The sequence below is a fragment of the Amycolatopsis sp. 3B14 genome (assembly GCF_050958625.1).
In the GTDB taxonomy this organism is placed as follows: domain Bacteria; phylum Actinomycetota; class Actinomycetes; order Mycobacteriales; family Pseudonocardiaceae; genus Amycolatopsis_E; species Amycolatopsis_E thermoflava.
Map to the genome: position 1 here is coordinate 138,792 of NZ_JBHZEN010000023.1, position 24,383 is coordinate 163,174.

22 protein-coding genes are annotated in these 24,383 nt (G+C 71.5%); 15 read left to right on the forward strand and 7 right to left on the reverse strand.

Annotated features, from left to right (window positions below):
• Positions 1-34: 34 nt before the first annotated feature.
• Positions 35-823, reverse strand: coding sequence for an IclR family transcriptional regulator (locus tag ACCP09_RS13585; protein WP_433746407.1), 789 nt, complete (start codon positions 821-823; stop codon positions 35-37).
• Between the two features lie 134 nt (positions 824-957).
• Between ACCP09_RS13585 and ACCP09_RS13590 the strand changes: the two genes are divergently transcribed.
• From ACCP09_RS13590 to ACCP09_RS13610, 5 genes are read left to right on the forward strand one after another with little or no spacing between them, the layout of a single operon-like run.
• Positions 958-1,809 carry an isocitrate lyase/PEP mutase family protein gene (locus tag ACCP09_RS13590; protein WP_433746410.1) on the forward strand — a complete coding sequence of 284 codons (852 nt, stop codon included), beginning with the start codon at positions 958-960 and terminating at the stop codon, positions 1,807-1,809.
• A 1-nt stretch (position 1,810) separates the two neighbouring features.
• Positions 1,811-3,079: a 3-isopropylmalate dehydratase large subunit gene (locus ACCP09_RS13595; RefSeq protein WP_027929091.1), complete on the forward strand. Its 1,269-nt coding sequence runs from the start codon at positions 1,811-1,813 to the stop codon at positions 3,077-3,079.
• Positions 3,076-3,606 (forward strand): 3-isopropylmalate dehydratase, encoded by a 531-nt coding sequence (locus tag ACCP09_RS13600; protein ID WP_400987042.1) that lies wholly within the window; start codon positions 3,076-3,078, stop codon positions 3,604-3,606. The genes ACCP09_RS13595 and ACCP09_RS13600 overlap by 4 nt, the downstream gene beginning before the upstream one ends.
• A 33-nt stretch (positions 3,607-3,639) precedes the next feature.
• Complete coding sequence (locus ACCP09_RS13605; protein WP_433746414.1) at positions 3,640-4,953, forward strand: MFS transporter; 1,314 nt, start codon at positions 3,640-3,642, stop codon at positions 4,951-4,953.
• Positions 4,953-6,536, forward strand: a complete 1,584-nt coding sequence (locus tag ACCP09_RS13610) for an AMP-binding protein (RefSeq protein ID WP_433746417.1) — start codon at positions 4,953-4,955, stop codon at positions 6,534-6,536. The genes ACCP09_RS13605 and ACCP09_RS13610 overlap by 1 nt, the downstream gene beginning before the upstream one ends.
• Here the strand turns inward: ACCP09_RS13610 and ACCP09_RS13615 are convergent.
• A complete protein-coding gene (locus tag ACCP09_RS13615; protein WP_433746420.1) occupies positions 6,503-6,862 on the reverse strand; it encodes an MmcQ/YjbR family DNA-binding protein in 360 nt (119 codons plus the stop codon). The genes ACCP09_RS13610 and ACCP09_RS13615 overlap by 34 nt on opposite strands.
• A gap of 67 nt (positions 6,863-6,929) precedes the next feature.
• A complete protein-coding gene (locus tag ACCP09_RS13620; RefSeq protein WP_433746422.1) occupies positions 6,930-8,009 on the reverse strand; it encodes an alcohol dehydrogenase in 1,080 nt (359 codons plus the stop codon).
• Between the two features lie 146 nt (positions 8,010-8,155).
• Here ACCP09_RS13620 and ACCP09_RS13625 point away from each other — a divergent pair, with 146 nt between their 5' ends.
• Positions 8,156-9,538 carry an NAD-dependent succinate-semialdehyde dehydrogenase gene (locus tag ACCP09_RS13625; RefSeq protein ID WP_433746425.1) on the forward strand — a complete coding sequence of 461 codons (1,383 nt, stop codon included), beginning with the start codon at positions 8,156-8,158 and terminating at the stop codon, positions 9,536-9,538.
• A gap of 51 nt (positions 9,539-9,589) precedes the next feature.
• Here ACCP09_RS13625 and ACCP09_RS13630 read toward each other — a convergent pair whose 3' ends face one another.
• Positions 9,590-11,350, reverse strand: coding sequence for a sigma-54-dependent Fis family transcriptional regulator (locus ACCP09_RS13630; RefSeq protein ID WP_433746428.1), 1,761 nt, complete (start codon positions 11,348-11,350; stop codon positions 9,590-9,592).
• Positions 11,351-11,542: 192 nt separating this feature from the next.
• On the opposite strand from ACCP09_RS13630, the gene ACCP09_RS13635 reads away from it, so the two are divergent.
• The 6 genes from ACCP09_RS13635 (at position 11,543) to ACCP09_RS13660 (ending at position 19,122) form a co-directional block, all read left to right on the forward strand.
• On the forward strand, positions 11,543-12,472 hold the full coding sequence (locus ACCP09_RS13635) for an alpha/beta hydrolase (protein WP_433746431.1): 930 nt from the start codon (positions 11,543-11,545) through the stop codon (positions 12,470-12,472).
• A 32-nt stretch (positions 12,473-12,504) separates the two neighbouring features.
• On the forward strand, positions 12,505-14,130 hold the full coding sequence (locus tag ACCP09_RS13640; protein ID WP_433746434.1) for a flavin-containing monooxygenase: 1,626 nt from the start codon (positions 12,505-12,507) through the stop codon (positions 14,128-14,130).
• A 138-nt stretch (positions 14,131-14,268) separates the two neighbouring features.
• On the forward strand, positions 14,269-15,744 hold the full coding sequence (locus ACCP09_RS13645) for an aldehyde dehydrogenase (protein ID WP_378362652.1): 1,476 nt from the start codon (positions 14,269-14,271) through the stop codon (positions 15,742-15,744).
• Between the two features lie 71 nt (positions 15,745-15,815).
• Positions 15,816-18,176: a heavy metal translocating P-type ATPase gene (locus tag ACCP09_RS13650; protein WP_433746437.1), complete on the forward strand. Its 2,361-nt coding sequence runs from the start codon at positions 15,816-15,818 to the stop codon at positions 18,174-18,176.
• Positions 18,177-18,522: 346 nt separating this feature from the next.
• Positions 18,523-18,762: an SHOCT domain-containing protein gene (locus ACCP09_RS13655; RefSeq protein WP_433746440.1), complete on the forward strand. Its 240-nt coding sequence runs from the start codon at positions 18,523-18,525 to the stop codon at positions 18,760-18,762.
• A gap of 36 nt (positions 18,763-18,798) precedes the next feature.
• Positions 18,799-19,122, forward strand: a complete 324-nt coding sequence (locus ACCP09_RS13660) for a metal-sensitive transcriptional regulator (protein WP_433746443.1) — start codon at positions 18,799-18,801, stop codon at positions 19,120-19,122.
• 93 nt (positions 19,123-19,215) lie between these two features.
• On the opposite strand, the gene ACCP09_RS13665 is transcribed toward ACCP09_RS13660, so the two are convergent.
• On the reverse strand, positions 19,216-19,821 hold the full coding sequence (locus tag ACCP09_RS13665; RefSeq protein WP_433746446.1) for a TetR/AcrR family transcriptional regulator: 606 nt from the start codon (positions 19,819-19,821) through the stop codon (positions 19,216-19,218).
• A gap of 113 nt (positions 19,822-19,934) precedes the next feature.
• On the opposite strand from ACCP09_RS13665, the gene ACCP09_RS13670 reads away from it, so the two are divergent.
• From ACCP09_RS13670 to ACCP09_RS13680, 3 genes are all read left to right on the forward strand, one after another.
• On the forward strand, positions 19,935-20,747 hold the full coding sequence (locus tag ACCP09_RS13670) for an SDR family NAD(P)-dependent oxidoreductase (protein WP_378362646.1): 813 nt from the start codon (positions 19,935-19,937) through the stop codon (positions 20,745-20,747).
• Positions 20,744-21,670 carry an NADP-dependent oxidoreductase gene (locus ACCP09_RS13675; RefSeq protein WP_433746449.1) on the forward strand — a complete coding sequence of 309 codons (927 nt, stop codon included), beginning with the start codon at positions 20,744-20,746 and terminating at the stop codon, positions 21,668-21,670. Before ACCP09_RS13670 ends, ACCP09_RS13675 begins: the two co-directional genes overlap by 4 nt.
• A 145-nt stretch (positions 21,671-21,815) precedes the next feature.
• On the forward strand, positions 21,816-22,190 hold the full coding sequence (locus ACCP09_RS13680; RefSeq protein ID WP_237336740.1) for an Imm1 family immunity protein: 375 nt from the start codon (positions 21,816-21,818) through the stop codon (positions 22,188-22,190).
• 63 nt (positions 22,191-22,253) lie between these two features.
• Here the strand turns inward: ACCP09_RS13680 and ACCP09_RS13685 are convergent, their stop codons facing one another.
• A complete protein-coding gene (locus ACCP09_RS13685; RefSeq protein WP_433746453.1) occupies positions 22,254-23,528 on the reverse strand; it encodes a DUF6923 family protein in 1,275 nt (424 codons plus the stop codon).
• A 163-nt stretch (positions 23,529-23,691) separates the two neighbouring features.
• Entirely contained in the window at positions 23,692-24,327 is a 636-nt protein-coding gene (locus ACCP09_RS13690) for a GntR family transcriptional regulator (RefSeq protein ID WP_378332606.1), read from the reverse strand.
• Positions 24,328-24,383 lie beyond the last annotated feature (56 nt).

Sequence of the window (24,383 nt, forward strand, 5' to 3'; positions counted from 1 at the left end):
AACGGGCGAGCACCTACGCCATGGCGGCGCGGCCTCAGATCCGCGCCGCGGTCACCAGGCGGCTCAGGGCCGCTGCGGCATCGCGCACGGCGGTGGCTCGCGCCTCGCCCTCGGCGCCCGTGAAGTCCTCGCTCCGGCCGCCGAGGCTGAGGGTCGCCACCAGCGAGTCGTTCGCGCCCAGGACCGGGGCGGCCACCGCGGACACCCCGTCCAGGTAGTCGTCCCGGCTGAACGACACGCCCTCGGCCCGCACCTGGTCGAGGTAGGCCGCCAGCTCGTCCCGGTCGGAATGGGTTGTCGCGGTGAAGGCGGGCAGCGGCCCGTCCAGGACGCGGGCCCGCAGTTCCGGGTCGAACGCCGCCATCGCCACCGGCGCCGCCGCCGCGTGGTAGGGCAGCACCGCGCCGATCCCGATCGCGGCCAGCACCAGCGGCTTGCCGCCCTCGACCCGGTCGATGCACACGGCGCCGGCGTCGGCGGGAACCATCAGGAACGCGGTGTCCCCGAACCGCCCCGCCAGCTCCTCCAGCACCGGCCGCGCCGACTCGCGCAGGTCGAACTCGGCGAGCGCGGCCGCGCCGATCGTGAACACCGGCATCTGGATCCGGTATGCCCCGGCGTGGTCGCGATGCACCCATCCGGCCTCGACGAACGAGCTCATCAGCCGGTGCACCGTCGGCTTGTTCAGCCCGCTCGCCGCGGTCAGCTCGGCGAGCGTGATCACCGGCCGGTCCGGGCCGAACTGGCCGAGCAGCTGGCACGCCCGCAGGACCGCGGTGACGGTCTCCCGGGTCCCGTTGCCCTCGGGCACCGCTTCGGCCACCGGCACCTCCTCCATCGCCCGCCCGGTTCGCCCCAGGTTATCCACCGGCGGCGAAGCACGTCTTGACATGCCCTGCCCCTCTCGCGCACAGTTTCGGAACGCGTATCGCATCACGATACACAGAGAGGTGAGTTGTGGAACTGCGCGAGATGATCTCCGACCGTCTGGTGTTCGCCCCCGGTGTCTGGGACGGGCTCACCGCCCGCCTCGCCGAACAGGCGGGCTTCTCCGCGCTGTGCGCCTCGGGCTTCGCGATCTCCGCCGCGCTCGGCTACCCCGACGCGGAGCTGTACACGATGTCGGAGAACCTGACCGCCGTCCGGACCATCCGGGAAGCCAGCGGCCTGCCGCTGATCGCCGACATCGACACCGGCTACGGCAACGCCGTCAACGCCGCCCGCACCGCCCGGCGCTTCGCCGACGCCGGGGTGTCGGCGGTGTTCCTCGAAGACCAGCGCTCGCCCAAACGCTGCCCGCTCATCCCCGGCGCCGAGGTCGAGCTGACCGACCTCGCCGAGGCCGAGGGGAAGGTCCGCGCCGTCAAGGACGCGGCGGGGGACATGCTCGTCATCGCCCGCACCGACGCCAGGGGCGAAGAGGCCCTGCGCCGCGCCGAAGCCTACGTCCGCGCCGGCGCCGACCTGATCATGCCGGTCACCAAGACCTTCGCCAGCGTCGAGGAATGGGCGCGCTGCCACGAAACCGTCGGCGTCCCGCTGATGGCCACCCTCACCGCATCCGCGTGGACCGAACGCGAATTCACCCCCGAGGTCATGGAGCAGATCGGCGTGCGCATCGCGCTGCTGCCGACCCAGATCCTGATGGCCGTCACCGGAGCCGCACAAGCCACGCTGCGCCGCCTCGCCGCGGGGGAGCCGCCCGCCGAGGTGAGCGCGGATGCCTTGCCACACCACGACTTCGTCGCCCTCATCGGCATGGACGAGATCGAGCGCCAGCAGCACAAGTACCTGCCGGCGGCGGTCTGAGATGGGCCACACGATCGCCGAAAAAATCCTCGCCCGCGCGGCCGGCCGCGACAGCGTCCGCGCGGGGGAGAGCCTGCCCGTGCGCCCCGACTACATGATCGCCTACGACTTCCCCGGCTACACCGACGTCATGTTCCGCCAGATGCACGACGACTTCGGCATCCGCGAACTCGACGAGCCCGGCCGCTACGTCGTGTTCATCGACCACATGCTCACCAAGGGCAACGACAAGGAACAGCAGGTCCACCAGGTCACCCGCGACTGGTGCGAGTTCTACGGCATCGAACTGCACGAGGCGCGCGGCATCGGCCACCAGGTCATGGCCGAACTCGGCTACGCCCTGCCCGGCAACTTCCTCATCCACTTCGACGGCCACATCTCCGGCGCGGGCGCGTTCGGCGCGCTCGGCTGGGGCGTGCGCCGCGACCTGCTGGAAGCGTGGGTGTCCGGGCAGATCTTCCTCGACGTGCCCGCCACCACCCGGTTCGAGCTGACCGGCGAGTTCGCGCCCGGCGTGGACAGCCGCGACCTGGTGCACCAGATCATCGCCGACCACGGCGCCGACGGCTGCGCCCACCAGGTCATGGAGTACGCCGGGCCGGGCGCGCGGGCGATGTCCATCGACCGCAGGCAGGGCCTGTGCGGCATGGCGATGTTCACCGGCGCGGTGTCGGCGGTGTTCGAACCGGACGAGGCGGCGCTGGCCTACGCGCGCCGGGTCGCCCGCACCGGGTTCACCCCGCAGCAGCCGGACGCCGACGCCGACTACGTCGCCGTGCACTCCTACGACCTGTCGCAGGTTCGTCCCCGGGTCGTGCTGCCCGGTTCCGCCCGCGCCGCCAACACCCGCGACGCCGCCGAACTCGCCGGCACCCCGGTGACCAAGGCGTTCATCGGATCCTGCGCCAGCGGCCGGATCGAGGACATCCGCGCGGCCGCGCTCGTCCTCGACGGGCGGCAGGTCGCGCCCGGCGTCGAGCTCAACGTCGTCCCGACCTCCGAGGCGGTGCACCGCCAGGCCGAGGAGGAAGGCCTGTTCGACGTGCTGCGCGCCGCCGGGGCGAAGATCGCCCGGTCCAGTTGCGACTTCTGCTTCGGCTACCAGAAACCGTTGCAGGACGGCGAGAACTGCATCTCCACCGGGGTGCTCAACATCTCCGGCCGGATGGGCAGCACCCAGGCCAACATCTACCTGGGATCGGCCTTCACCGTCGCCGCGAGCGCGGTCGCGGGCGCCATCAGCTCCGCCGAAGAGGTGTCGCGCTCGTGAGCGCCGCGCGGGACTACCCGCCCCCGCCGGACGTCATCCGCGGCCGGGTCGCCTGGGTCTTCGGCGACGACTTCGACATCGACCTGGTGATCGGTGTGGAAAACATCAAGTCCTACGACGCGGACTTCCTGCGCGGCAAGGTGATGCGGGCCTACGACCCCGGGTTCGCCGACCGCGTCCGGCCCGGCGACGTCATAGTCGGCGGCCGCAACTTCGGCTACGGCCACCCGCACTACCCGCCGATGGTCGCGCTGCGCGACCTCGGGATCGCCGCGGTGATCGCCGAATCGTTCTCCCCGGGCTTCTGGCGCGGCGAAACCTACAACGGCGTCCCGCTGATCACCGTGCCCGGCATCGCCACCGCCGTCACCACGGGCGACGCCATCGCCCTGGACTGGCGCGCGGCCACCGTGGACCTCGGCGACGGCCGCGTCCTGCACGGCACCCCGCCCAGCGCGCGGGTCGTCCGCGTCATCGAAGCGGGCGGATCGCTCAAGCTGCTGCTCGCCGAACACGCCCGCACCTGAGAACCGCCCCCACCGCTCAACGAGGAGCCGAACATGGCCGACACCACCACCCGCGCAGGCACCTCCGCCAAAACCAGCACCCCGTCCGCGCGCCGCGCCGCGATCGCCGGCGGCGTGGGCACACTGATCGAGTACTACGACTTCAGCGTCTACGCCTTCCTCGCGGTCACCCTCGGGCCGCTGTTCTTCCCCAGCGACCAGCCCGCCGTGTCGGTGCTGCTGACCCTGGCCGTGTTCGGCTCGGCCTACGTGATGCGGCCGCTGGGCGGCTGGTTCTTCGGCAGGCTCGGCGACCGCCGCGGACGGCGGCACGCCCTCGTCGTCACCGTCGTGACGATGGGCGTGTTCTCCGGCGTGCTGGGGATCCTGCCCAGCTACGCCTCGGCCGGGGTGATCGCGCCGGTGCTGCTGGTGCTCGTCCGGCTCGCGCAGGGCTTCTCGGCAGGCGGCGAGATCGGCGGCGCCGCGACCTACGTCGCCGAGTCCGCGCCGCCGGGCAAGCGCGGCCTGTTCGGCTCGCTCACCCCGGTCGGTTCCACACTCGGGTTCTCCGTCGCCGCCGCGGTCGTCGGGCTGATGACCGCGGTGACCACCACCGAGCAGATGTCGGCGTGGGGATGGCGCGTGCCGTTCCTGATCTCGCTGCCGCTGGCCGTGATCTGCCTGTGGGTGCGGGTGCGGCTGGAGGACACCGCGGAGTTCGCGGAGATGGCGCAGCGCTCCGAGGTCGTGCGCAGCCCGCTGCTCGCCGTGGTGAAGGAAAAGCCGCTGTCCGTGCTGCGCGTCGTCGGCATCGCGATCGCCATGAACGGCACCGGCTACATCGGGCTCACCTACTTCTCCACCTACCTGATCCAGACGCAGGGATTCGGCAAGCAGGCCGTGTACTGGGCGTCGGCGATCGGGATCGCGCTGGCCTGCGCCACCTACCCGCTCGCCGGGATGCTCACCGACCGCTTCGGGCGCAAACCCGTGCTCACCACCGCCTACGTCGCCTACCTGGTGCTCGCCTGGCCCGCGTTCGCGCTGCTCGGCGCCACCTCCAGCATCGTGGTCGTCACCGTGATCTACGTGGTCTACATGGCGGTCAACGGGCTGGCGCAGGTGCCGGCGTTCCCGCAGTTCACCGAGCTGTTCCCGCGCCGCATCCGCTACACCGGGGTGGCGCTGGGCTTCAACGTCGGCACGATCATCGCCGGCGGGTCGGCCCCCTACGTCGCGGCGCAGCTCGTGGAGAGCACCGGCAACCCGATGTCACCCGCGTTCTGGGTGCTCGGCGTGGCGGTGGTCGGCCTGATCACGGTGCTGACCCTGCGCGAGACCGGTCGCGATCGGCTGCCCGTCTGATGATCATCCGCAGTCCGTTCCCGGACATCGACATCCCGGACGTCACGCTCACCGAGCTGCTGTTCTCCGGCGAACCGTCCGGCGCGCCCGCCCTGATCGACCCCGAGGGACGGATCACGACCCGGCGGGAGCTGGACGAGTCGGTCCGCCGCATCGCCGCCGGTCTGCACGGCCGCGGCATCGGCCGGGACTCGGTGGTCGGGCTGTTCGCGCCCAACTCGCCGGAGTGGGTCGCCGCGTTCCACGGCATCCTGCGCGCCAACGCGGTCGTGACCAGCGCGAACGTGTTGTATACAGCCGATGAACTGGCGCACCAGCTGGCCGATTCCGGCGCCCGCCTGCTGGTCACCACCGCGGACCTGCTCGACGTCGCCGAGACCGCCGCGGCGAAGGCCGGCATTGAGGAGGTCCTGACGCTGGACGACGCGCCGGGGCGCCCGCGCCTCGACACGCTGCCCGGCGGGGAGCCGGCGCCGCTGGTGACCGGGCCCGGCGACATCGCGGTGCTGCCGTACTCCTCCGGCACCACCGGCCGCGCCAAGGGTGTCGTGCTGACGCACCGGAACCTGGTGGCCAACGTGCTGCAGTTCTCCCGCATGGGCCGCACCGCGCCCTCGACGGTGCTGCTGGCGGTGCTGCCGTTGTTCCACATCTACGGGATGACCGTGCTGATGAACCACGCGCTGCATCAGCGGGTTCCGCTGGTCACGATGCCGCGGTTCGACCTGGCCGGCATGCTCCGGCTGATCGAGCGGCACCGCGTCACCAAGCTCTACCTCGCGCCACCCACCGTGCTGCTGCTGGCGAAGAGCCCGCTTGTCGACGGGGCCGATCTGTCCAGTGTGGAGCTGGTGTTCAGCGGCGCGGCGCCCCTGGACGGCGAGCTGGCGCGCGCGGTCGCGAACCGGCTGGACTGCAAGATCCTGCAGGGCTACGGGATGACCGAGATGTCGCCGGTCTCGCACGCCATTCCCGAGGACCGGCCGGACATCGACCCGGCGAGCGTCGGGTACGCGCTGCCCAACGTCGAATGCCGGCTCGTGGACTCCGCCGGGCGGGACGCCGACCGGGGCGAGCTGTGGGTGCGCGGCCCGAACGTGATGACCGGCTACCTGAACAACCCGGCGGCGACGGCGGCCACCCTCGACGCCGACGGCTGGTTGCACACCGGCGACATCGCGACTGTGACGAAAGACGGCGTGTTCACCATCGTCGACCGGGTGAAGGAGCTGATCAAGTACAAGGGCTACCAGGTGCCGCCCGCCGAACTGGAGGCGCTGTTGCTGACCCACGAGGGAATCGACGACGCCGCGGTGGTCGGCGTGCCGGACGAGGAGGGGGAGGAGATCCCGAAGGCGTTCGTGGTCCGCCGCCCCGGCGCCCGGCTGGACGCCGCGGAGGTCATGAGCTACGTCGCGGCGCGGGTGTCACCGCACAAGAAGGTGCGGCGCGTGGAATTCCTCGACGTCATCCCGAAATCCGCGTCGGGCAAGATCCTGCGAGCGGTCCTGCGGCGCAGGCCGGCAATGCAAGAGGTGCCTTCGGGGACTCAGCCCGGACCGCCGGGATGGGCGAGGTCGTAGGCGCGGGAGACCTTCTGGGGCACCACCATGCGCCACGCGTCCACGACGAGCTCGCGGGCCTCGGCCGGTTCCAGCGCGGCGAGCACGGCGTGGACCCAGTTGAACCGCATGTCCGACTGCGCGGGGAGCCGGAACTTCTCCGGCTCGCCCGCGACGAGCGCGGCGCGTTCCTCCTTCGGGAACGCGAACTCCATCACCGTCTCGTCGTGCGAGAAGGCGACGTAGACGATCTGCCCGACGCGGAACTTCAGCCGGCCGCGCACGTAGACCGGATAGGAGCGCTCGAGTTCCGTGCCGAGCGCGCGAACGTCGTCGAGCACCGCCATGACGCACCTCCCCAGTCGGAAACCGACCATCGTAGCCGACCACCGGTGGCCTCGGGTGGAGCGCGCTTCAGGATCCACGCGGCAAACCCGCCGCGCGGAGCACGATCCGGCCGCCCACGCCGCCGTTCGCCAGCCTGTCCAGGGCCTCGCGCACGGAGTCGGCCGTGAGGGGAGCGTCGATGACGGGGATGTGCGGCAGCGCGCCGCGCCGGGCCAGGTCCACGAGCGCGGACAGCTCGGCCGGGGTGCCGACGAAACTGCCGCGAATCGTGATCATCTTCAGGGCCATCAGCGCGGTGGGCACGGTCAGCTCGCCACCGAACAGTCCTACCTGGACGAGCTGCCCGTTCTTGCGGAGGGCGTCGAAGGCCGCGGTGGCGGTGGCCCCGTTGTTGACGAAGTCGATCGCCGCCGCCACGGGGCCACCGCACGCCCTGAGGATGTCCTTGCTCGTGGCGCCGTGAGTGGCCACCACGGTGGCGGTGGCGCCCATGTCCGCCGCGACCGCCAGGTTCGCCGCCGACAGGTCGACTGCGCAGATGGCCGCGTGGCCCAGGGCTTTCAGGGTCGCGATAGCGGTGAGCCCGACGCCGCCCGCGCCGATCACGACCACCGGCTCGTCCGGGGGCAGCGGGAGTACTTTGTGGACGGCGCTGAAGGCCGTCAGGCCGGAACACGCCAGCGTGGCAGCCCAGCCCGGATCGAGCCCCTCGATCCCGACCAGGTACTTCTCGTCGGGCACCAGGATGTACTCGGCGTAGCCGCCATGCCGGGCGACACCGAGGTTCCGGCCTGCCGCGCAGTGGTTGTCCCGTCCGTGCCCGCACTCGGTGCACTCGCCGCACCCGATCCACGGGTACACCAGGCGCATGTCGCCCGGGCGGTGCCCGGTCACCTGGTCGCCGATGCGCACCACCGTGCCGACCACCTCGTGCCCCATCACCAGCGGATACGTCATGCCGCGGTCCGCCAGCCGGAGGCTGCCGCGACCGCCGAGGTCGTAGAAGCCCTGACGCAGGTGCGTGTCGGTGTGGCAGACGCCGGACCGTTCGACCCTGAGGAGAACCTCGTGGCCGCCTGGCTCCGGAGTCGGCACTTCCACGTCGGTGACGTCGGAGCCTTCTCCGGTGACCGCGAACGCGTGCATGTTCTTCCACCTCATATCGGGAACTGGCCGGTGGATCTTTGGTACCAGCGCGGCCACGGCCGGGAGGTGTCCCGATTCGGAACACCTCGGTGGTGTCCGTCCTGCCGCATGCTCGCCATGACCCGGCGCACCGAAACGAGGAGACCATGAGCGGTTACCGCACCATCAACCCGGCGACCGGCGAGCTCGTCAAGGAGTTCCCGGCGGCCTCCGACCAGGAGGTGGAGCACGCCCTGGCCCGGGCGCACGCCGCCTACCGGTCGTGGCGCGAGGTGCCAACCGGGCAGCGCGCGGCCCTGCTGCGGCGCATCGCGCAGCTGCACCGGGAGCGGGCGGACGAACTCGCCGCGATCCTGACCCTGGAGGTGGGGAAGCCGATCACCCAGGCGAAGGGTGAGGTCGCGCTGGTCGCGTCCATCTACGAGTACTACGCCGAGCACGGCGCGCGGTTCCTGGCGGATCGGCAGCTGGACGTCGCGGGCGGCGGCGAAGCGGTCGTGCGCACCGAGCCGATCGGTGTGCTGGTGGGGATCATGCCGTGGAATTTCCCCTACTACCAGGTGGCGCGGTTCGCCGCGCCGAACCTGGTGCTCGGCAACACGATCCTGCTCAAGCACGCGCGGAACTGCCCGCAGGCCGCCTTGGCGGTCGAGGCCCTCATCGCCGAGGCCGGCGCGCCGGACGGGGCCTACGTCAATCTGTTCGCCGACAGCGGGCAGATCGCGCACCTCATCGGCGACCCACGAGTGCAGGGCGTGTCCCTGACCGGCTCCGAACGTGCCGGTTCCGCGGTCGCTGAGATCACCGGCCGCCACCTGAAGAAGTACGTGCTCGAACTCGGCGGTTCCGACCCGTTCATCGTGCTCGACGGCGAAAGCCTGGACAGCACGGTCGACGACGCGGTCGGCGGCCGCCTGTTCAACGGCGGCCAGGCGTGCACCGCGTCCAAACGGTTCATCGTGCTGGCGGACGTCTACGCCGCGTTCCTGGACAAGTTCGTCGCCAGGATGCGGCAGTGGCGGCCGGGGGAGCCCGCCGACCCGGCGACCCGGCTGGGGCCCCTGTCCTCGCACCAGGTGGTGGACGACCTCGAAGAGCAGGTGGCGGACGCGCTGGCGAAGGGGGCGACGTTGCACACCGGCGGCCGCCGCGGTGACGGTCCCGGCGCCTGGTACGAGCCCACGGTGCTCACGGACGTGACGCCCGGGATGCGGGCCTACTCCGAGGAGCTGTTCGGTCCGGTCGCCGTGGTGCACCAGGCCGGATCGGCGGAGGAGGCGGTCGCGCTGGCGAACGAGTCGCCGTACGGGCTGGCGGCCTCGATCTACACCGCCGACGTCCAGCGGGCCCGCGCGCTGGCCCGGGACCTGGAATGCGGCATGGTGTGGATCAACGGCACGAGCAAGAGCTCACCGGATCTGCCGTTCGGCGGCGTGAAGCGGTCGGGCGTCGGGCGGGAGCTGTCCGAGCTGGGCATCAGCGAGTTCGCCAACAAGAAGCTGGTCCGGATCCCGCGCGTCCGCGCGTGAGTCCGGTCCCGGCCGGCAGCTCGTCGACGGGCTGCCGGCCGGGTGGTCCGCTCAGGTGATCCCGAACTCCCGCATCTTGCGGTAAAGGGTGTTGCGGCCGATGCCGAGCGCCTGGGCCGCGCGGCTGCGGTTGCCGCCCGCGGCGTGCAGCGCTTCGACCACCGCCGTGCGCTCGGCGGACTCCAGCAGGCTCAGCGAGCGCCGGGGCGTGCGCAGCTCGTCGGGCAGGTCGTCGACGTCGACGGTGCCTCCGCAGGCGCGGCGGGCGAGCAAGGCCACGGTGTTGCGGAGTTCGGCGAGGTTGCCCGGCCAGTGCCAGGACATCAGCCGGTCCCACGTCGGCGCGGCGAACGTGGTCGCCGATTCCGGTTCCGGCAGTTCGGCGAGCATGGTCCGGACCAGCGCGGGCAGGTGTTCGAGGCTGTGCGCGAGGGCCGGCAGCCGCACGGTGGTGGCGACCTGCCGCACCAGGCCGACTGCCGCGTCGCCGGCGGCGTCGAGGTCCGCGGTGAACGCGAGCGGGACCCCCGGTGCGGCGAGGGCCCGCACCTGCGCCACCGAGGGGACGGGGTCGTGGTGGATCCTGCGGATCACCAGGCCGCGTCCGTCCGCGACAGCCGCCGCGGCGTCCCCGAACCAGCCGGGCTCCAGGTGGGGTTCGACGACGAGCGGATCAGGGGCGCCTTGCCGGCCCAGCACGCGCAGTGCGGTGCGGAGCTTCCCGGTGCCGCTCGGCCCCGTCAGGGCGATCAGTTCGCGGTGCCGGACGGCGGTCTCGAGTTGCCGGTTGACCTGGTCGTCGAAGTGCAGCAGGTCACCGACCACGGGCGGGGTGACCGCGCCGGTGGCGCCGCCGCCTGCCGGCGGGCTCGGGTGCCGGGACAACAGTTTCACGCTGTAGGCGACTTTGCCGGCGTCCCGGATCGGTTCGACCAGGGCGTCGTGCGGGCCGTCGGCGAGTGGCACCCGCATGCGCCGGGTCCGGTCCGGGCCGTGTTCGCTCAGGTACCGCCACAGCAACGGGTGCAATTCCGGCCCGGTGTGGCTGAGCCCGAGGCGGTTGGCGAGCACGGTGTCCTCGTCGACGACGAGTGTGGCGGTGTTCGCCCGGTCCAGGGACAGGTAGGCGTGCACGAGCCGGCGGCGCCGGTCCCCGGCCTCGTCCAGGACCCGCGCCTCGATCTGGCGTCCGATGTCCCCGGCCATCACCGCCATCAGCGGGTGGACGTCGCGCGTCGAGCAGGCCAGCGAGAACGAGCCGATGACGCGGCCAGTGCCGGGCTCGATGATCGGGGTGCCGGCGCAGGTGAGGTCCTCGAGCAGGGCGTTGTAGTGCTCGGGGCCGCGAACCAGCACGGGGCGGCGTTCGACGAGCACCGTGCCGATGCCGTTCGTGCCGATCGATCGTTCCGAGTAGTCGAACCCTTCGGCGGCCCGTGCCCGGTCCATCACCTCGCGCTGACGGCGCACCGCGGCGTGGCGCGCCACGATCCGGCCGGTGGCGTCGGACAGCACCATGGCCACTGGCACGTCGGCAAGGCTGTCCTTCAGTCGTTCCAGCACCGGCTCGGCGGCGCGGCTCAGCGTCGTCCGGTTGTCCTCCGGTTCGCGGTAGTCGACGTGGTCGGGCGTGACCGGCACCGCCTCGCCCACACATCGCCGCCAGCTTTGCTCGATGTGCCGCGGCACGCCGCTGCGACCCGGCGGCGCGGCGAGCAGTCCGCCGCGGACGAGCGCCTCCCGGGTGCGGCGGATCCGTTCCCGCTGGTCCCGCGACAGGTCCGGCAAGTGGGGGATGTCGTCTCGACGCATCGTTGCCTCGTAGTCCGTCCCGAGCTGTCCGGACACACCGTAGCCGCCACCGCGACCGCGTGCGGTGTTCCGTTCTGGAACACCCGTGATCGTTCCGAAACGGAACAACCGGCGGCGCCGCCCGCTCGCCACAGTGAGTCCCACCCCACAGCGGCCACCGCACGGCCCCTGACGAGTTCGAGGAGGAACCAGATGACAACGGCGCCATCGACCCGCCCGCCGGGCACCTCGGCGGGAGCGGACGCCCTGCGCGCGCTCTACGCGGACTGGGCGGGCATCATCGCCACCACGCCGGGCCTGACCACGCGTCTGTTCCGCAGCATCTTCGACGAGTGGCACCAGCCCACGCGGGAGCCCGAGGACGTCACCTACCGCGAGGACACCGTCGGCGGCATGCCCGGAATCTGGGCGCTGCCGGCCGGCGCGGACCGCTCCCAGGTGATGCTGTACACCCACGGTGGCGGCTTCGCCGTGGGCTCGGCGTCCAGCCACCGCAAGCTGGCCGCGCACGTGGCCAAGGCCGCCGGCGTCACCGCGTTCGTCCTCGACTACCGGCGGGCGCCCGAGCACCCCCACCCCGCCCAGGTCGAGGACGGTGTCGCGGCGTTCACGGCACTGACCGAGCGGGGCGTCCGCCCGCAGGACATCACCACGGTCGGCGACTCGGCGGGCGGGAACCTCGCCATCGCCATCCCGCTGGCGCTGCGGGAGCGGGGCCTGCCCCTGCCGGGGCGGGTGATCGCGTTCTCACCGTGGCTGGACATGGAGAACTCCGGCGAGACGCTGGTGACCAACGACGCGACCGACGCCCTGATCAGCGTGCCGCTGCTCGACGGCATGATCGCCGGCGTGCTCGCGGACGGCAAGATCGATCCGCGCACGCCGCTGGCGAACCCGCTGTACGCCGACTTCACCGGCTTCCCCCGGCTCTACGTCAACGCCGGCTCGGCCGAATCCCTGCTCGACAACGCCACCCGGGTCGCGGCGAAGGCCGAGGCGGCGGGCGTCGACGTCACCCTGTCGATCGGCGAGGCCATGCAGCACGTCTTCCCGTTCCTGGCCGGCAACGCGCCCGAGGCCGACGCGGAGATCGCCGCCATCGCGAAGTGGTACCGCGGCTGAGCCGCGCCCGTCCCCGACTCCAAGGAGCGACCATGAGCACCACCCGTACCCCGGACGTCGACGCGATCGTCATCGGCGCCGGATTCGGCGGCATCTACATGCTGCACAAGCTGCGCAACGAACTCGGCCTGTCCGTCACGGCCTTCGAGAAGGGCGGCGGCGTCGGCGGCACCTGGTACTTCAACCGGTACCCGGGCGCCAAGTCCGACACCGAGGGTTTCGTTTACCGCTACTCCTTCGACAAGGATCTGCTGCGGGAGTGGAACTGGACGACCCGCTACCTGGAGCAGGCGGACGTGCTCGCCTACCTCGAGCACGTCGTCGAGCGTTTCGACCTCGGCCGCGACATCCGGCTGAACACCGAGGTGACCGGCGCGGTCTTCGACGAGGAGAGCGACCTGTGGACGGTCACCACCGCCACCGGGGAGACCACCACGGCGCGCTACCTGGTCAACGCGCTCGGCCTGCTGGCCAAGAGCAACATCCCCGACATCCCGGGTCGGGACGGCTTCGCCGGCCGCCTGGTGCACACCAACGCCTGGCCGGACGACCTGGACATCACGGGCAAGCGCGTCGGGGTGATCGGCACCGGGTCGACCGGCACCCAGTTCATCATCGCGGCCGCGAAGACGGCGAGTCACCTCACCGTCTTCCAGCGTTCGCCGCAGTATTGTGTGCCGTCCGGCAACGGTCCGGTGGACCAGACCGAAGTGGACCGCACCAAGGAGAACTTCGACGCCATCTGGGACCAGGTCCGCAACTCCGTCGTCGCGTTCGGGTTCGAGGAGAGCGGCGTCGAGGCGATGAGCGTGTCCGAAGAGGAACGTCGCAAGGTGTTCCAGGAAGCCTGGGACAAGGGCAACGGCTTCCGGTTCATGTTCGGCACGTTCTGCGACATCGCCACGAACCCGGAAGCGAACGCGGCCGCCGCGGCGTTCATCCGTGCCAAGATCGCCGAGATCGTCCACGACCCGGAGACCGCGCGCAAGCTCACGCCGACCGACCTCTACGCCAAGCGCCCGCTGTGCAACGAGGGCTACTACGAGACCTACAACCGGGACAACGTCGAGCTGGTTTCGATCAAGGAGAACCCGATCCGCGAGATCACCCCGGCCGGCGTGCGCACCGCCGACGGGACCGAGCACCAACTCGACGTCCTGGTGTTCGCCACGGGGTTCGACGCGGTCGACGGCAACTACCGGGCGATGGACCTGCGCGGCCGCGGTGGGCGGCACATCAGCGAGCACTGGACCGGCGGGCCGACCAGCTACCTCGGCGTGTCCACCGCCGGTTTCCCGAACATGTTCATGATCCTGGGGCCGAACGGGCCGTTCACCAACCTGCCGCCGAGCATCGAAACCCAGGTCGACTGGATCGGCGAGCTGATCCGCCACGCCGAGCGAACCGGGGTGCGGACGGTCGAGCCGACCGCGGCCGCGGAGGAGGCGTGGACGGCCAAGTGTGCGGAGATCGCGGACATGACCCTGTTCCCGAAGGCCGATTCGTGGATCTTCGGGGCGAACATCCCCGGGAAGAAGAACGCCGTGATGTTCTACCTCGCGGGGCTCGGCGCCTACCGGGCGAAGCTGTGTGAGGTTGCCGACGCCGGATACACCGGCTTCGAGCTGACCCGGGAGAACGCGACGGCGGCCGTCTGAGCAGCCCTCACCCGGCGGGGGTGCCGGCCGAGACCGGCACCCCCACTGTCACGCCGGGTTGGTTCAGGGTGGCCCGCCGACTCTGCCGCGCCTACCGTGGAACGACAACGTCACGCACTCGTCGACGAGGACGGACCGATGGCGGAGCTGGAGCGTTTCAAGCTGGTGATCGGTGGCAAGCCGGTCGACGCGACGTCCGGGGCGACGTTCCGGTCGGTGAACCCCTACACCGGCCAGGCGTGGGCCGAGCTGGCCGACGCCGCGCCGGTGGACGTGGACGCGGCGGTCGCGGCCGCCCGGTCGGCGTTGACGGGGGAGTGGGGCGCCACGACCGGGTTCGCCAGGGCCCGGCTGATGCGGCGGGCCGCGGACGTGATCGCCGGCAACGCCGAACGCCTGGCCCGGCTGGAGGTCAGCGACTCCGGCAAGCTGTACCGGGAGATGATCGGCCAGATGACCGGGCTGAGTTCCTGGTTCCACTACTACGCGGGCCTGGCCGACAAGGTCGAGGGACGGCAGATCCCCGCGCCCAACCCGGACTACCTCGTCTACACCCGCAAGGAGCCCATCGGGGTGGTCGCCGCGATCACGCCGTGGAACTCGCCCCTGCTGCTGCTCACCTGGAAACTCGCGCCCGCGCTCGCCGCCGGCTGCACGGTGGTCGTCAAACCGTCCGAACACGCCCCCGCCTCCACCGTCGCGTTCGCGGAGCTGTTCGACCAGGCCGGGTTCCCGCCCGGCGTGGTCAACGTCGTCACCAGCCAGGACCCGCAGGTGGGTGCCGCGCTGGCCGGGCACCCCGGCGTCGACAAGGTCGCGTTCACCGGCTCCACCGCCACCGGGCGCCGCGTCGCCCACGCCGCGGCGGACAACCTCAACCCGGTGACGCTGGAACTGGGCGGGAAGTCGCCCCAGATCGTCTTCGCCGACGCCGACCTGGCCGCCGCGGCCAACGGTGTCGTCGCCGGGGTCTTCGCCGCGACGGGGCAGACCTGCATGGCCGGCTCGCGTCTGGTCGTGCACGAGTCGGTGCACGACGAACTGGTGCGGCTGGTGGCCGACCGCGCCGCGACGATCGCACTCGGCGACCCGATGGACCCCGGCACGGAGATGGGCCCGGTCGCCAACGCACCCCAATACGCCAAGGTCATGCACTACCTGAAGACCGCGCAGGAGGAAGGCGCGACCATCGCCTACGGCGGCGCCGCCGACGCGGGGCTCGGCGGGTTGTTCGTCAAACCGACCGTGCTGACCGGGGTCGGTCCGGAGTCCACGGTCGTGCGCGAGGAGGTCTTCGGCCCGGTGCTGTCCACCCTGACCTTCCACGACGAGGACGAGGCGGTCGAACTGGCCAACGACACCGCGTTCGGCCTCGCGGGCGCGGTGTGGACCAAGGACGTGCACCGGGCGCACCGCGTCGCGGCCAGGGTCCGGGCCGGCACGGTGTGGATCAACGCCTACCGGGTCGTGGCGCCCAGTGTCCCCTTCGGCGGTTACGGCCAGTCCGGCATCGGCCGGGAGAACGGTGTGGACGCGATCGAGGCCTACACCCAGACGAAGTCGGTGTGGGTCGAGCTGAGCGGCGGCACGCGCGACCCGTTCACGCTCGGCTGAGCCCACGCCGCCGGCGGGACAGGGATTGTGGCCGGTGGCGGCGCGGCGGCCCCGCCGTGAGGGAGGCGTCGGTGGATCACGGTGACCACGCGGTGACCGGCGTCCGGCCGGAGAACGTGGTGCTGGACGTCAGCGGTTTGTTGCGCGCGTCGGAGGGCAACGTGGTCGACGCCCGGCTGCGCCGTCAGCCCGGTGTCCTCGACGTCGCGGCGAACCCGGTGGCGCAGACGGCGACCGTGACGTTCGACCCGTCGCGCGCCTCGGTGGCCGGCTTGCGGCGGTGGGTGCAGGAGTGCGGCTACCACTGCGCGGGGCAGTCGGTGCCCAACCACGTGTGCGATCCGCTCGAGGAGCCCGGCCACGCCGGGCGTGAACCGCGCTCGCCCGAGGTGATGGAGCACGGCGATCAAGCCGGGATGTCGATGGCCGCGATGGTGGCGGACATGCGCAACCGGTTCCTGGTGGCGCTGGTGTTCTCGGTGCCGATCCTGCTGTGGTCGCCGATCGGCACCGAGGTGTTCGGGCTGCACCTGCCGGTTCCGTTCGGGTGGCGGCCGGACGTGTGGTCGCTGCTGCTGAGCCTGCCGGTGATCTTCTACTCGTGCTGGATCTTCTTCGACGGCGCGGTGCGGGCGCTGCGGGCCCGCAGCCTGGACATGATGGTGCTGGTCGCGGTCGCGGTGGGCGCGGGATGGCTGTACTCGGTGGTGGTCACGCTGTCCGGCGGGGGCGAGGTGTTCTACGAGGCCGCCACGGTGCTGGCGGCGTTCGTGCTGCTGGGGCACTGGTTCGAGATGCGGGCCCGCGGCGGCGCCAACGACGCCATCCGCACCCTGCTCGACCTCGCCCCACCCCACGCGGTGGTGGTCCGCGACGGCGCGGAGGTCGAGGTCGCCACGGCCGAGATCGTGGCCGGTGACCTGCTACTGGTCCGGCCTGGCGCGAAGATCGCCGTCGACGGTGTGGTGGCGGACGGCGAGAGCGAGGTCGACGAGTCCATGGTCACCGGCGAGAGCCTGCCGGTGCACAAGGCGCCCGGCTCGCCGGTGATCGGGGCGACGATCAACACCAACGGGGTGCTGCGGGTGCGGGCGACCAAGGTCGGTTCCGACACCGCGCTCGCGCAGATCGTCAAGCTGGTGCAGGAGGCCCAGAACTCCAAGGCCCCTGGGCAGCGGCTGGCCGACCGGGCGGCGTTCTGGCTGGTGCTGGTCGCGCTGGTCGGCGGCGCGGCCACGCTCGCGGCGTGGCTGCTGGCCGGTGCGGCGTTCTCCGCGGCGATCCTGTTCGCCATCACCGTCGTGGTCGTCACCTGCCCCGACGCGCTGGGCCTGGCCACCCCGACCGCGATCATGGTCGGCACCGGGCTCGGCGCCCGGCGCGGGGTGCTGGTCAAGAACGCGATGGCGCTGGAGACCTCGGCCCGCGTCGAGGTCGTGGTGATGGACAAGACCGGCACCCTCACCAAGGGCGAACCCGAGGTCACCGAGGTGGTCGCCGACGACGAGCACGCGCTGCTGCGGCTGGTCGCGGCAGTGGAACGCGAATCCGAACACCCGCTGGCCCAGGCGATCGTCCGCCACGCCGACCGCGCCGGCGTCGCGCGGGCGGCCGCCGAGCGGTTCGAGAACGTGCCAGGGCACGGCGCGATCGCCCAGGTCGACGGGCATCGCGTGGTCGTCGGCAACCGGCGGCTGCTGGAGCGGGAGGGCGTCGCGCTCGGGCCGCTGGCCGCCCGGCGGGACCAGCTCGCTGCCGGTGGGCGCACCGCGATCGTGGCCGCGGTCGACGGTGTGGCCGCCGGGGTGATCGCCATCGCCGACGCCCCGCGCGAAACGTCGGCCGCCGCCGTCTCCGACCTGCACGACCTGGGCGTGGAGGTGGTCATGCTGACCGGCGACAACCAGGCCACCGCCGACCGCATCGCCGCCCGGCTGGGCATCGACACCGTCATCGCCGAGGTCCTGCCCGGCGACAAGGCCGCGAAGGTCGCCGAACTGCAGGCCGGGGGGCGCCGGGTGGCGATGGTCGGCGACGGGGTCAACGACGCACCGGCCCTGGCACAGGCCGATCTGGGCATCGCGATCGGCGCGGGCACCGACGTCGCGATCGAGACCGCGGACGTGGTGCTGATGCGCTCCGACCCGCTCGACGTGCCGGCCGCCCTGCGCATCGGTCGTGGCACGCTGCGCAAGATGCGGCAGAACCTCGGCTGGGCCGTCGGGTACAACGCCATCGCGCTGCCCATCGCCGCCGGCGTGTTCGAACCGGCCTTCGGCCTCGTGCTGCGCCCGGAGATCGCCGCCCTGTCGATGTCCGGCTCGAGCCTGATCGTCGCCGTCAACGCGCTGGCGCTCAACGGGCTCCGGCTACCCGGGCCGCCGGAGACCGAGCGCCCCGTTCCCGCCCGCAGCGACAGCGTCACGACGTGACCGCGGCGGGGACCTTCTGCCCCCCGGCACGCGACCTTGGCCCATCGCACCCGCAGGGGCCCGGGCGCACGCTGGCGGTACCGCGCGGAAGGAAACGACCATGAGCACTGATCGCGAGACGCCACCGGACACGGGGGCACATCGCACCGGCGCCGCGGGCACGGCTGGATGATGCTGCTGATGTGCGCACCGCTGCTGGTGATCGCCATTGTGCTCATGCTGACCGGGGTCGCCGGCGCGGTGGCCGGCATGAGCCGGGGCGGCCCGGCCGGCCGGAACTGACGGCCCGGTTCCCCGGATCGAGGAAGGGCGGGACCCGACGATGATGTACTGGTACGGAAACGGGATGAGCGGCTGGGGCGTCGCGCTCATGACCGTCGGCAACGTGCTGTTCTGGGGACTGGTGATCATCGGGGGCATCGTCTTGTTCCGCGTCCTGCAACACGGGAACGGTTTCGGTGGCCGCGCCCGCCCGTCCCCGGAGGAACTGCTGGCCGAGCGGTTCGCCCGCGGTGAGATCGACGAGCAGACCTACCGGCGTGACGTGGAGACCCTGCGGCTGCACAACTCCGGGGCGGACCGCTGATCCCGGCGGGGCGAGCCGGTGAACGGGAGCGACGTCATGAGCGATACCTCCACCGTCGCCACGGCGGGACAGGACGCGCTGCGGCGACGTCTGAAGCGGGCAGCCGGGCAGGTGCTGGGCGTCGAACGCATGCTCGCCGAGGAGCGGCCCTGCGGCGACGTGCTCATCCAGCTCGCCGCGGTGCAGGGAGCCCTGCGCGCGGTCGCTCAGCAGATCCTGTCGTGTCATCTGCGCAGCACGTTTTCCAGTGTGGCGGCCGGTGAGGTGGCCGCGGCCGACGCGGCGGAACAGGCCGCCTATTTCGCCGGCCTGCTCAGCGAAGCGACGGCGCCCAGCGGGTCGCGGCCGGCCGGGCGGTGACCTGAAGACCCGCGTCGCCGGCACCCGGAATCGGCCGCACCACCCCCCGGCGCGCCTGACCGGCGCACACCGTGCTGCGCAGGCCGCGCCTGTTCAGTCGTCCGCGTGGAGTCCCGCGAAGGCGGCGTCGATCGCGGCGGTGGCGGTCGCCGGGTCGGTTCCCGTGCGCGCCAGGAGCGAGGTGCCCTGGGCGAGGACGAGCAGGAGTTGCGCTTGCGCTTCGGGTGGGGAGGCGGTGCTGACTTCCCCGCGTTCCTGGGCTTGCCGGAGCGGCTCGATCAGCAAGTCGGCGAACCGGGCGAACGCGTCGGTGACGAGGGCGGTGGCTTCGGCGTCGTGGGGGACGAGTTCGGCGATGGTGTTGCCCATCATGCAGCCGTGCGGGGCCTGCGGGTCGGAGGCAACGGTTCCGAGTTGCGCGGGCATCACCAGGACCTCCCGCAACGCGGGGAGCAGCGGGACCTGCGCGAGCGCTGACCGGAGCGTCTTCTCGTACTCGGCCCAGTACAGCTTCACCGTCTCGAAGTACAGCCGGCGCTTGTCGCCGAACGCGGCATAGAGGCTCCCGCGTTCGAGTCCGACGCCGTCGACGAGCGCCTGGATCGAGGTTCCGCCGTAGCCGGACGCCCAGAAGATGCTTTGCGCCGTGGCCAGCGCTTCCGCCGGGTCGAACGCTCTCGGCCGCCCTGTCCTTGCCATGTCCCCAGTCTATGACTTCTTGACTGCACGTTCAAGAAGTCATAGAGTCGCGGACGAATTCTGGAACGCTTGCACGGAAATCGGGGCGTTCCCCGGCACAGACAGGAACCACCATGAAAGACCTGCGCACCTACGGCGCCTACGCGGTCGTCACCGGAGCGTCCTCCGGCATCGGCGAGCAGTTCGCGCGGCAGCTGGCCGCCGCGGGCGTGACCCCCGTCCTCGTCGCGCGCCGGAAGGACCGCCTCGAGGCGCTGGCCGCGGAGCTCTCCGGCGCCTACGGCGTCGACAGCTTGGTCGTCGCGCTCGACCTCCTTGAAGACGGCGCTGTGGACGAGCTATCGCGACAGGTCAGCGGCCTGGACATCGGGATCGTCGTCGCGAACGCCGGCATCTTCCACGCCGGCCCGTTCGTGAGCAACGAGCTGTCCGACGAGCTGGACGTCCTGGCCCTGGACGGGGCGCTGCCGCTGCGGCTGGCGCACCGGTTCGGGCGCGAGTTCGTCGGCCGCCGTCGCGGTGCCCTGATCCTGGTGGCGTCGAGCCTCGCGGCCAGCCCGGTGCCCTTCCAGGCCAACTACGCCGCGGTGAAGGCGTATGTGCTGTCGCTCGGGCAGGCGCTGAACCACGAGTGGAAGAAGCACGACGTCGACGTCCTCGTCGTCTCGCCGGGCCCGACGCGCACCGAGGGTCTGGACAACGCCGTCGGCATCGACTTCGGCAAGCTCGGCGGGCGCAAGATGGACCCCGCGGTGGTCGCGCGCACAGCACTGCGGCAGCTCGGCCGGAAGGCGCACGTGATCCCCGGCTTGATGAACAACCTCGCCGACCTGGCGGGGAAGTACCTGCTCCCGCGGTCGGCGTCGGTCCGGCTGTACGGGCGGATCATCGAGCAGGCCCTCACCGGACCGGGGACTGCGGCATGAGCCGGGCCGTTCTCCGTGACGCGTTCGGCGGGCCGGAAGTGCTTCAGGTGCGCGAGGTTCCCGAACCGCACGCCGGTCCTGGCGAGATCCGCGTCGCCGTCCGCGCGGCCGGCCTGAACCCGATGGACTGGCAGATCGCGGGTTCCGCCCGTCACGCGGCCATGTTCGGCATCACCGGGCCGTCCGGCTTCGGCTGCGACCTCGCCGGCGTCGTGGACGAGGTCGGGCAGGGCGTCACCGAGTTCGCCCCGGGCGACCGCGTGTACGGCGGGGTGCTCGTGGGTGCGGTCGCCGACTACGTCGTGCTGCGCGTGCCGCTGGCGCCGCCGAACCTGTTGCTGCGCACCCCCGACGGCATCGACGACACCACTGCGGCGGCGTTGCCCACCCCCGGGCTCACCGCGGCCGCTGCCCTCGATGCGATTCGGGTCGGCCCGTCGGACACCGTCCTGATCGGCGGCGCCGCGGGCGGTGTGGGCGTCCTGGCCGTGCAGCTGGCCCGGCTGGCCGGTGCGACCGTGATCGGCACCGCGTCCCCGGGAACGTTCGACTTCCTGGAGCGTCTGGGCGCCGTGCCGGTGACTTACGGCGCCGGCCTCGCGGACCGGGTACGCGCGCTCGCCCCGGACGGCATCACCGCCGCGACCGACCTGCACGGCACGGAGACCGCCGAGACGGCCCTCGCGCTCGGCGTGCCCCCGGCGCGAATCTCGACCATCGCCGCGGACCGTCAGCTCCCGGGCGTGCACGCGACGGGCGCCTTCGCCGCGGACCCGGCCGCACTGGAGCGCATCGCCGACTTGGTCGCCGCCGAAGCCGTCACCGTGCCCATCGCGGCGTCGTTCCCGCTCGACCGGATCCGGGAGGCTGTCGCGCTGCAGGCGGGCGGCCACGTGCACGGGAAGATCGTGGTGACGCTGTAACGACGGGGACGCGACCATTCGACCAGGCGCAGCCGTTCACCTGTGACAAGTACCTTGCGCGTTTCCTCCCTCCGGGAGCGCGGTTGCGCGTGGTGCAGGCGGACGGCACGGTAGCTACCTACACCGGGAAGGACGAGGGATCCGAATGACGCTCATGGCGGCTGTGCCCACGTTTCGCGATGGTGTGCCGGGTGGTGAGACCGTCGACGTCACCAGTGATGAGGACGTGACACGCCTGGTCGAACTGCTGGCGCAGCCGTGGGCGGACACGGGCAGCATTCAGACCGATGACGCGGTTCTGGACGTGCACGTGCACGAGGGCTGGGGGTATCTGCTGTACTCAGGCGCGGCTGGATATCTCGTCACCGATGGGGATCCGGAATCGCCCTCCGCGCCGTCGGAGACGGGGTTTCCCGCTGGGAGCGGGCTTCCTCTCGAGCGGATCACCGAAGCCGTTCGTGAATTCGTTCGGACCCGGCGGCTGCCAGGTGCTGTGCCCTGGCGTGACGTGGGTGCATGACACCCGGTTGGAAAAGGGGCTGCCGCCCCTGGAAGGCAGGAGGCGGCAGCCCCAGGACCGAGGTCAGCGGCTGCTGTTCCGGCGGCGGCGCAGCGCGAAACGGCCACCGGCGAGCGCCAGCGCTCCCGCCGCCAGCGGCGCCGCGAACATCGGCACCACCACGGTCGTCACCGTGTTCGAGTTGTCGTTGTCCGGGTTCGGATCCTCCTCGTTGCCCCGCACCTTCGCGGTGTTGAACAGGGTCTGCACACTGCCGTCGGCAGTGCCGGACACCGTGATCGTCGTGCTGTCACCCACACCGAGCGAGCCGCCGGTGCAGGTCAACACCATGTTGGCCACCGCGCAGCCGGGCGAACTCGTCGTCACGTTCGTCAGGCCCGCCGGAATCGAATCCGTCACGGTGTAACCGCTCGACGTGCCCGGGCCGTTGTTCAGCACCGTGAGCGTGTAGGTGACGGTCTCACCGTTGTTCACCTGCGCCGGACCGTCCTTGACGATCCCCAGGTCCGTCGGCTGCGCGACGCACGAGGCCGCGTCGTTGCCGCCGGACGCCGGGCCCGTCTGTGTGGAGATGATCTGGAAGGCCGGGTTCGCCGAGGCGGGGTTGGTCACCTGCAGCCGGTAGAGCGTGCCGTTGTTCTCGTACATGCCGAGGTCGCCGTTGCCGTAGGCGAACACGCCGCCGAAGGTCCCGGCGGGCAGACCGGCGTTGAAGTTCTCGACCGCGCGGGTGTTCGGGTTGACCCGCGTCACGGTGCCGTTGGTCGCGACACCCCACAGGTAGCCGTCGGCGAACACGAAGTCGGCGTAGGAGGTGCTGCCGTTGAGGTCGATGCGCTTGACCACGCTGTTCGTCACGGGGTCGACGACCCAGATGTACGGCGCGGTCCCCAGCGCCACGTAGAAGTTGCCCTGGTCGTCGAACGTACCGACGTTGTAGCCGGTGATCGTCACCCCGTTGACGACCGTGCCAGGTGCGGGCAGCCCGGCCGGCGGGCCGAACCCGGTCGCGGTGCCGTCGGAGTTGATCCGCCACAGCCCGCCGTTGGTGCCCCGGATGCCGTAGAGGTAGTTGTCGACCGTGTTGTAACCGATCGCGTTGTAGTTGTCGATCGCCGGAGCACCGATCGGGCTGAAGGTGATGTTGCCCTCGCCGAAAGTGCCGCCGTAGAGCTGCCCCTGCGTGTTGTTGTTCACCGCCTGCGCCAGGAAAACCTGGCCGGTGCAGACGAACGGCGCGGCCGACGCCGTGCCCGCGCCGGTGAACACCAACCCACCCACCATCGCGGACGCGGCCAGGGTCAGCATCCCCGCGCGCTTCAACTGTTGAACGACCACTGATCTTCCTTCCGGTGTGCGGAACGGTCATCCGGAAGGACAGGACGGTCTAGAGCGAACATGTCGCGTTCCCCCGCGGAGGGGAGGCCCGCCGGGGTGTCCTTTGCGGTTGTCGCGGCTCTGCCGCCCGAGGCAAGGTTCATCAGGTTCCCCGCGCGGGCTCCTATCCGTCGTTGAGTGCGGCCGCGGTCATGGCGACGTGCCGGGCCAGTAGCTCGGCCGCGGTGTCGGCGTCGCGGGCCAGCGCCGCCTCCTCGAGCCGGCGGTGTTCGTCGGAGCCGTCCCGGTCGGGGTTGCGCTGCGTCGCCCAGCGCCGGGCCAGTTCGCTCGCCGTCCACATCCGGTCGAACGTCTCCAGCAGGACGGCGTTGCCGCAACCTTCCAGCAGCGTGCGGTGGAAGACCCGGTGAGCCTCCGACCACTCGCTGCTGTAGTACTCGCCCTCCTCCGGCGCCCACACCGGGGTGCGGGCCAGGCGGTGGTGGGCGGCTCGCACGCGGGCCTCCCAGTCGACGTCCCCGCGTTCGATGGACATGCGCAGCACGGACGGCTCGACGATCTGGCGGGCCTCCGCGATCTGCTGCCAGCGGCGGTCCGAGAACGCGACGACGGCGAAGCCGCGGTTGGGCAGGCGCTCGGCGAGCCCGTCGCCGACCAGCTGCACGAGCGCCTCCCGCACGACCGCCAGGCTCACGCCCTGCTGCTGGGCGAGTTCCTGTGGTTTGAGGGCGGCCCCGGGGCCGTGCTCGCCGCGCATGATCGCGTCCCGAAGGTGGGCGTAGACCTGCTCGGAGAGCATCTGTTTCCCCGGTGCCCGGGATGTGGGTGCCATGCCGGAAGCATAGACGATCTGGT